Here is a 7,495-nt window from a genome sequence, read left to right on the forward strand (position 1 = left end):
GACTGCGACTGGTGTACGAGCGCAATGCGCCCAACTTCGACTGAGCCGGCTACCCGCCGGTCATGAGGAGCCCTGCGGGAGCGCCCCCGCAGGGCTCCTCATGACCGGCGGGTAGCCGGCTCAGTCGAAGTTGGGCGCATTGCGCTCGTACACCAGTCGCAGTCCGATCAGCGTCAGCCACGGCTCGTGGTCGTCGATCACCGAGGACTCGCCCAGCACCATCGGCGCCAGGCCGCCCGTCGCGATGACGCGGACGTCGTCCGGATCGCCGTTCGGCCCGGCCAGTTCCTTCGCCATCCGGGCCACGACCCCGTCGACCTGGCCCGCGAATCCGTAGACCACGCCCGACTGCATCGCCTCGACCGTGGACTTGCCGATCACGTTGCGCGGCCGAGCCAGCTCGATCTTCCGCAGCTGGGCCCCCCGTACGCCGAGGGCCTCCATCGAGATCTCGATGCCCGGGGAGATCACCCCGCCCACGTACTCGCCCTTCGCGGACACCGCGTCGAAGGTGGTCGCCGTACCGAAGTCGACCACGATCGCGGGGCCCCCGTAGAGCTCGACCGCCGCGACCGCGTTGATGATGCGGTCCGCGCCGACCTCCTTCGGGTTGTCCATGAGGATCGGCACGCCCGTCTTGATGCCGGGCTCCACCAGCACCGCCGGCACGTCGCCGTAGTAGCGCCGGGTGACCTCGCGCAGCTCGTGCAGGACCGACGGCACCGTCGAGCAGATCGCGATGCCGTGGATGCCGTCGCCCAGCTCGCTGCCGAGCATCGGGTGCATGCCCATCAGGCCCTGCATGAGCACGGCCATCTCGTCGGCGGTGCGCCGCGGGTCGGTCGAGATGCGCCAGTGCTCGACGATCTCGTCACCGTCGAACAGGCCCAGGACCGTGTGGGTGTTGCCTACGTCGATGGTGAGGAGCACGGGTTACACCGCCTCGCGCAGATCGAGGCCGATGTCCAGGATCGGAGAGGAGTGGGTCAGCCCGCCGACGGCCAGGTAGTCCACGCCGGTCGCCGCGTACGCCCGCGCGGTGTCCAGGGTGAGGCGGCCCGAGGACTCCAGCACCGCGCGCCCGGCCACCAGGGCGACGGCCTCGGCGGTCTGCTCGACCGTGAAGTTGTCCAGCAGGATCAGGTCGGCGCCGGCCTGCAGGACCTCGCCGATCTGCTCCAGGGTGTCGACCTCCACCTCGATCGGGACCTCCGGGAAGGCCTCCCGCACGGCCTTGAAGGCCTGCGCGACGCCGCCCGCGGCCACCACGTGGTTGTCCTTGACCAGCGCGGCGTCCGACAGCGACATCCGGTGGTTGACGCCGCCGCCGCAGCGCACCGCGTACTTCTCCAGGGCGCGCAGGCCCGGCGTGGTCTTGCGGGTGTCGCGGACCTTGGCCCCGGTGCCCTCCAGCACGTCCGCCCAGCGGCGGGTGGCGGTCGCGATGCCGGACAGCCGGCACAGGATGTTCAGCGCGCTGCGCTCCGCCGTCAGCAGGTCGCGGGTGCGCGAGCGCACCGACAGCAGCAGCTGGCCGGCCTCGACGCTGTCGCCGTCCTCCGCGTGCCGCTCCACCTCGAAGGCCTCCGTGCACACCACGGAGAACACGGCCTCGGCGATCCGCAGACCGGCCACGACGCCGTTCTCGCGCGCGACGAAGTCGGCGATCGCCTCGGCCTCCTCGGGCACCGTGGCGACGGTGGTGACGTCCACGCCGCCGTCCAGGTCCTCGGACAGCGCCATGTGCGCGATGTCCTCGACCTCGATGGGGTCCAGGCCCGCGTCGGCCAGCAGCTGGGCCAGCGCCGGGTCCAGGCCGCTCTCCTCGCCGTCACCGCAGGCGCAGTCGTCGCCGCAGCCGCCGTCGTTCTGGTCGATCAGGGGAAGTTCGGGGGTGCTCACGGTCACTGCTCCAGGCTCGGGGTGCTCAGGGGGTGCACGGACGGGAAGTCCGCGGAGTCGGTGGGGACGACGACGAGGGCCCGCTTCTCGGTCGCCGAGAGCCGGACGACGAGGTGGCGCCGCCAGTCGGCATCGTCCCGGTCCGGGTGGTCCTCGCGCCAGTGGCAGCCGCGGGTCTCCTCGCGCCGCTGCGCGGCGGCGACCAGGACCCGTGCCACGCACAGCAGGTTGGTGGCCTCCCAGGTGTCCACACCCGGTTCGGCGGTCTTGCCGGGCGCTTCGAGGTCGTTCAGGGCGGTCGCGTACAGCGCTTCGAGGGCCTCGGCCGCCGCGGCCAGCGAGTCGGCGGAGCGCAGCACGCCCGCGCCCTGCGTCATGATCCGCTGGACCTCGTGCCGGGCCGCGGCGGGCTGCAGCGGGCCGGTCGCCGGGACCGGGACGACCGGGCCGTTCCCGCCGAAGCGCTGCGCGGCGATGTCCTCGGCGATCCGCTCGGCGAAGACCAGGCCCTCCAGCAGCGAGTTGGAGGCGAGCCGGTTCGCGCCGTGCACACCGGTGCAGGCGACCTCGCCGCAGGCGTACAAGCCGCGGACCGTGGTCCGGCCGTGCAGGTCGGTCCGTACGCCGCCGGACGCGTAGTGCGCGGCGGGCGCGACGGGGATCGGCTCGGTCACCGGGTCGATGCCGTGCGAACGGCAGGCGGCGAGGATCGTCGGGAACCGCTGCTCCCACATCTCGGCGCCGAAGTGCCGGGCGTCCAGGTACATGTGCTGCGCGCCCTGCTCCTGCATGCGGCGCATGATGCCCTTGGCGACGATGTCGCGCGGAGCCAGCTCGGCGAGCTCGTGCTGGCCGGCCATGAAGCGGACGCCGTCCGCGTCGACGAGGTACGCGCCCTCCCCGCGGACCGCCTCCGACACCAGCGGCTGCTGCCCCTCGGCGTCCGGACCGAGGAAGAGCACCGTCGGGTGGAACTGCACGAACTCCAGGTCGGAGACCTCGGCCCCGGCCCGCAGCGCGAGCGCCACGCCGTCACCGGTGGACACCGACGGGTTGGTCGTGGCGGAGAAGACCTGGCCCATGCCGCCGGTCGCGAGGATCACGGCGGGTGCGTGGACGGCGCCGACGCCGTCGTGCTGGCCCTCGCCCATCACGTGCAGGGTGACACCGGCCGTACGGCCCTGCGCGTCCTGCAGCAGGTCCAGGACGAGTGCGTTCTCGACGGTCTCGATGCCCGCGGCCTGGACCGCCTCGACGAGCGCCCGGGAGATCTCGGCGCCGGTGGCGTCGCCGCCCGCGTGCGCGATCCGCCGGCGGTGGTGGCCGCCCTCCCGGGTCAGTTCTATCTCGCCGGTCTCCGCGGAGGTGTCGAAGACGGCGCCGGTGGCCATCAACCGCCTTACCGCGTCCGGGCCTTCGGTGACGAGCAGCCGTACGGCCTCCTCGTCGCACAGGCCCGCGCCCGCGACCAGGGTGTCGTCCAGGTGCTGCTCCGGGGTGTCGCCGTCGCCGAGGGCCGCGGCGATGCCGCCCTGGGCCCAGCGGGTGGAGCCGTCGTCGAGCCGGGCCTTGGTGACCACGACGGTACGGCGGCCCGCGGCGGCGCAGCGCAGTGCGGCGGTCAGACCCGCCACACCGGAACCGACGACCACGACATCGGCGTCGAGGGACCAGCCGGGGGCGGGCGCGTGCAGCCGTATGCCGGTGCCCGCGGCCGCGTCTCCGCCGTCGCTGCCTGCGGGGCCTCTGCCTGGGGTGCTCACGAGTGTGCTCCGAATTCCAATGGGATGTTGTCGATCAGCCGGGTCGCGCCCACCTTCGCGGCGACGGCCAGCACGGCCTGCCCGGTGAAGCCGGGACCGGCCTCCGTGAAGTCCTGCGGGTCCACCAGCGCCAGGTAGTCCAGCACGAGCGGCGGCTCGTGGCGGCCCGCCTCCTCCAGGACGTGCAGGGCTGCGGCCCGTACGGCGTCCGGCAGTCCCCCGCCCGCCGCCGAGACGGCGTGCGCGTCGGCCGAGGCGCGGATCTCGCCGAGCCTGGCCAGGGCCGTGGCCCGCTCGTCACTGGCCGGGGATGCCTCGGCGCGGGCGCGCAGCGCCGCCTGCGCCGCGAGCCGGTCCTGCCCGGCGAACAGGGCGCGGGACAGGGCCAGGGCGGTGTGCCGCTCGGCGGGGGAGAGGTACCGGTTGCGGGACGACAGCGCGAGCCCGTCCTCCTCGCGGACGGTCGGGACGCCGACCACCTCCACGGGGAAGTTCAGGTCGGTCACCATCCGCCGGATCAGCGCCAGTTGCTGGGCGTCCTTCTGGCCGAAGAGCGCCAGGTCGGGGCGGGTGAGGTGGAGGAGCTTGGCGACGACGGTCAGCATCCCGTCGAAGTGGCCGGGGCGGGTGGCCCCTTCGAGGCGCTCGCCCATCGGCCCGGCACTGATCCGCACCTGCGGGTCGCCGCCCGGGTAGACCTCGTCGACGGCCGGGGCGAACACCGCTTCGGCGCCCGCCCCTTCGGCGATCCGCAGATCGGCGTCGAGGGTGCGCGGATAGCGGTCGAGGTCCTCGTTCGGCCCGAACTGCAGCGGATTGACGAAGACGGTGACGACGACCTGCCCGCCCGGCCCGGCCTTTTCGCGCGCGGTACGGATCAAGGTGGCGTGGCCCTCGTGCAGGGCGCCCATCGTCATCACCACGGCCCGCCGGCCGGCGCGCGGAAGCCCGTGCAGCTCCTCGGCGGTGTGCAGCAGCAGCCGGTTCACTCGTGGCCCCCGTCGGCGTCCGTGTCGGCGAGCACGCCGAGCAGGTCCTCGGCGAGCTCCGGCTTGAGGAGACCGTGCGCGAGGGCACGGTCCGCGGTGGTGCGGGCCATCGCCAGGTATCCGGCGACCGTGCCCGGGGCGTGCCTGCGCAGTTCCGAGACGTGCGCGGCGACCGTACCGGCGTCCCCGCGGGCCACCGGACCGGTCAGGGCGGCGTCCCCGGAGCGCAGGGCGTTGTCGAGGGCCGCGCCGAGCAGCGGGCCGAGCATCCGGTCGGGGTGCTCGACGCCGGCCTTGCCCAGCAGCTCCATCGCCTGGGCGACCAGCGTGACCAGGTGGTTCGCGCCGAGGGCGAGGGCCGCGTGGTAGAGCGGACGGTTCTCCTCCGCGATCCACTCGGGCTCCCCGCCCATCTCGATGACCAGGGCCTCGGCGGCGAGCCGCAGCTCCTCGGGGGCGGTGACGCCGAAGGAGCAGCCGGCCAGCCGCTGCACGTCGACCTCGGTGCCGGTGAAGGTCATCGCGGGGTGCAGGGCCAGCGGCAGCGCGCCCGCACGGCGCGCCGGGTCGAGCACGGCCGCCCCGTACCGGCCCGAGGTGTGCACGACGAGCTGGCCGGGCCGGATCGCACCGGTCTCGGCCAGACCCTCCACGAGGGAGGGCAGCGCGTCGTCGGGGACGGTGAGGAGCACCAGATCGGCCCGCTCCAGCACCTGCGCGGGCGGCACGAGCGGCACGTCGGGCAGCATCCGCGCGGCCCGGCGCACGGACGCGTCGGACACACCGGAGACGGCGACGGGCCGGTGCCCGGCCTGCTGGAGCGCTCGGGCCAGCGCCGGACCGACACGGCCGGCTCCGACGACGCCGACGGCGAGCCGGGCAGGGCGTGGCTGCTGTGATGGATTCACGCGGGGAGGGCCTTCCGTTCCAGTCCGCGGGGGGTACCGGACGATACGCCGCCATGCTAGCTCCTGGGGCAATTGGCCGGACGGCGACGACGAGGGGGAGGATCGGGCTCCATGAGCGACGACAGTGACCAGACGGAACGCACGAAGCGGCAGGTGGCGGCCTGGCGCGGGGCCGAGCGCAGGCTGTCGCGCAGCCTGCTCGAACCCACGGTGGGGGAGCTGCTCGCCGGGCTCGCCGAAGCCCCGTACGCCATGGACGGACCGGCCGACGTGTACGGCGACGGGGTCGTCGAGGAGCTGGAGCGCCGGGTCGCGGAGCTGCTGGGCACGCAGGACGCGGCGTTCTTCCCCAGCGGGACGATGGCCCAGCAGATCGCGCTGCGCTGCTGGGCGGGGCGGACCGGTAATCCCGTGGTGGCGCTGCACCCGATGAGCCATCCGGAGCGGTGGGAGGGGGACGCGCTGTCCAGCGTCTCCGGGCTGCGGGTGGTGCACCCGACGACGGAGGCCCGCCAGCCGACGCCCGCGGAGATCGCGGAGGTCCGGGAGCCCTTCGGCACGCTGATGCTGGAGCTGCCCCTGCGGGACGCCGGCTTCCTGCTCCCCACCTGGGAGGAACTGGAGGCACTGGTCGGGGCGGCCCGCGAGCGGGAGGCGGTGGTCCACTTCGACGGCGCCCGCCTGTGGGAGTCCACCGTCCACTTCGGACGCCCGCTGCCGGAGATCGCGGGGCTCGCGGACTCGGTGTACGTCTCCTTCTACAAGTCGCTCGGCGGCCTGAGCGGGGCCTGCCTGGCCGGGGCGCGGGAGTTCGTGGAGGAGACCCGCGTCTGGCGCCACCGGTACGGCGGCCAGATCTTCCGGCAGTTCCCGCAGGTCCTGTCCGCGCTGGCCGGGCTGGAACGGGAGCTTCCCCGGCTGCCGTCGTACGTCGCCCAGGCGCGGATGGTGGCCGGGGCGCTGCGTTCGGCGTTCGCGGAGTCGGAGGTCCCGTGGTCCCGGATCCACCCGGAGGAGCCGCACACGCACCAGTTCCAGGTGTGGCTGCCGTACGAGGCGGACCGCCTGACGGAGGCGGGCCTGCGGCTGGCCGAGGAGACGGGCACGGTCCTCTTCCGCCGCTGGTCTCCCGACGGGCCGCCCGGGCTCGCGGTGACGGAACTGGACATCACCGAGCCGGGCCTGTCCTGGACGGAGTCCGACGTGAAGGAGGCCGTCTCGGCCTTCGTGGCCCGGCTCTAGCGCGCGCCCCCGGAGGGATGTGGCGAAACACCGAATTCCGGGAAACTCATCGGTCCGGGCCGGTGTCGGAGTTACCGTCCCCTCGACGGCAATTACCGGCCACCGTTGCCCGGAGGAGACACCATGACCGCTCAGCCCACGTGGCGGAAGTCCTCGTTCTGCGGTGAGGGCGACGCCTGCGTCTACGTCGCCACCGCCCCCGGAGCCCTCGTCAAGGTCGCCGACCGCGTCGACCCCGCGCACCTCGTGCTCGCCACGACCCAGGCCGCCTGGGCGGATTTCATCCGCGCCGTGAAAGAAACCGCCGCGCCGTAATTGCTCACCCTCAGGGGATTTTGTCCGATTAGCGCGTATCTTCGGCCCATGCCCACGCCCTACGGATCCCGCGGCGGCATGGCGTTCAGCGCTGCTGAGCTGCACGTGCTCAGGCGTCTCCTCGCCCACGCCCTTCAGTCCTCCCCGGCCCCCCTGGCGGCCGCGGAGGTCCAGGACTGCCTGCGCCTCGCGCAGTCGGTGGACGACGCGGTCCAGGAGGCGGGCCGGCTCAGAGCGTTCCTCCTCGAGGACTTGGCCCGCTACCGGGGCGCCCTGCCCGGCAGCCTCTCCGGCTACCTGGAGCTGCTGCAGGACGCCCTGGCCGCCGGCTACGAACCGGTGCCCGACGACCTGGCCGCCCTGCGTGCGCTCCGCG

Annotated in this window: 7 protein-coding genes and 1 pseudogene; 3 read left to right on the top strand and 5 right to left on the bottom strand. The window is 73.7% G+C overall.

Annotated features, from left to right (window positions below; all coding sequences use genetic code 11):
- Positions 1–120 precede the first annotated feature (120 nt).
- Genes PV721_RS38770 through PV721_RS38790 form a run of 5 tightly spaced genes read right to left on the bottom strand, consistent with a single transcriptional unit; the run spans position 121 to position 5,562 of the window.
- On the bottom strand, positions 121–930 hold the full coding sequence (locus tag PV721_RS38770; protein ID WP_319732869.1) for a type III pantothenate kinase: 810 nt from the start codon (positions 928–930) through the stop codon (positions 121–123).
- 3 nt (positions 931–933) lie between these two features.
- Positions 934–1,902, bottom strand: a complete 969-nt coding sequence (nadC, locus tag PV721_RS38775; RefSeq protein WP_319732871.1) for a carboxylating nicotinate-nucleotide diphosphorylase — start codon at positions 1,900–1,902, stop codon at positions 934–936.
- Between the two features lie 2 nt (positions 1,903–1,904).
- Positions 1,905–3,665 (bottom strand): L-aspartate oxidase, encoded by a 1,761-nt coding sequence (locus PV721_RS38780; protein ID WP_319732873.1) that lies wholly within the window; start codon positions 3,663–3,665, stop codon positions 1,905–1,907.
- A complete protein-coding gene (gene panC / locus PV721_RS38785; protein ID WP_319732875.1) occupies positions 3,662–4,654 on the bottom strand; it encodes a pantoate--beta-alanine ligase in 993 nt (330 codons plus the stop codon). The genes PV721_RS38780 and panC overlap by 4 nt, the downstream gene beginning before the upstream one ends.
- Positions 4,651–5,562: a Rossmann-like and DUF2520 domain-containing protein gene (locus tag PV721_RS38790; RefSeq protein ID WP_319732877.1), complete on the bottom strand. Its 912-nt coding sequence runs from the start codon at positions 5,560–5,562 to the stop codon at positions 4,651–4,653. Before PV721_RS38790 ends, panC begins: the two co-directional genes overlap by 4 nt.
- A gap of 111 nt (positions 5,563–5,673) precedes the next feature.
- On the opposite strand from PV721_RS38790, the gene PV721_RS38795 reads away from it, so the two are divergent.
- The 3 genes and pseudogenes from PV721_RS38795 to PV721_RS38805 form a co-directional block, all read left to right on the top strand.
- Positions 5,674–6,804, top strand: a complete 1,131-nt coding sequence (locus tag PV721_RS38795; RefSeq protein WP_319732879.1) for a threonine aldolase family protein — start codon at positions 5,674–5,676, stop codon at positions 6,802–6,804.
- Between the two features lie 123 nt (positions 6,805–6,927).
- Complete coding sequence (locus tag PV721_RS38800) at positions 6,928–7,119, top strand: DUF397 domain-containing protein (protein WP_319732881.1); 192 nt, start codon at positions 6,928–6,930, stop codon at positions 7,117–7,119.
- A 48-nt stretch (positions 7,120–7,167) separates the two neighbouring features.
- Positions 7,168–7,495 (top strand): annotated as a pseudogene (locus PV721_RS38805) (hypothetical protein); the annotation flags it as partial.

The sequence above is a fragment of the Streptomyces sp. MB09-01 genome, assembly GCF_033794505.1.
Taxonomy (GTDB): Bacteria; Actinomycetota; Actinomycetes; order Streptomycetales; family Streptomycetaceae; genus Streptomyces.